Source organism: Jeotgalibaca caeni (genome assembly GCF_028863945.1).
Taxonomy (GTDB): Bacteria; Bacillota; Bacilli; order Lactobacillales; family Aerococcaceae; genus Jeotgalibaca; species Jeotgalibaca caeni.
The window spans coordinates 1-790 of the sequence record NZ_JARBEA010000140.1; the positions used below are offsets into that span (position 1 = coordinate 1).

Below are 790 nucleotides of genomic sequence, written 5' to 3' on the forward strand. Positions count from 1 at the left end.
AAGCCATTCGTGGTACACTCAAATTGTAATTCCGACCAAAGAATACATAGGAGTGATCACGAATGACCTACACCCATCTTACCACGGATGAACTGGTGATGATAGAGGCTTATTACCATCAAAACATCGCTGTGACGACAATATCAGCCCGGTTAAAACGTTCCAGAATGACAGTCTACAATGTCATCAATTTCTTGAAAGAAGGCCATACGGCCTTGGACTATTACCGACAATATAAGAAAAACAAGGCGCGTTGTGGACGGCGCCAGATTGTCCTGCCCGATGAACAACAGGTGTACATCACTGAAAAGGTCGCACAGGGATGGACGCCCGATGTCATCATCGGTCGCCAGGAGATGCCAATCGCATGCTCCATGCGGACGCTCTATCGTCGCTTCAAGGAAAAGGTATTCGATGAAACAACCTTACCCATGAAGGGAAAACGGAAACCAAACGGCCATCAGGAACGTCGGGGAAAACAGGCCTTCAAGCGGAATATCGCTGAAAGAGAGAATGATTACCCGGCATTCAAGGAAGAATTTGGTCATATCGAAGGCGATACCATTGTCGGTGTCCATCACAAAAGTGCCGTCATAACCTTGGTCGAACGCCTCTCCAAAGTCATTATCACCTTGAAGCCCGATGGGCGGAAGGCAAGTGACATCGAGCATACGATGAACAAGTGGTTTGAAGCGATTCCCAGACATTTATTTAAGTCCATCACCTTTGATTGTGGGAAAGAATTTTCCAATTGGAAAACCCTAAGCAACCAACATGACATCGCTATTTA

Annotated in this window: 1 protein-coding gene; it reads left to right on the forward strand. The window is 46.3% G+C overall.

Annotated features, from left to right (window positions below; genetic code table 11):
- Window positions 1-62: 62 nt before the first annotated feature.
- Window positions 63-790: IS30 family transposase (locus tag PVE40_RS12840; RefSeq protein WP_274732318.1), on the forward strand; the 728-nt coding region annotated here is incomplete at its 3' end.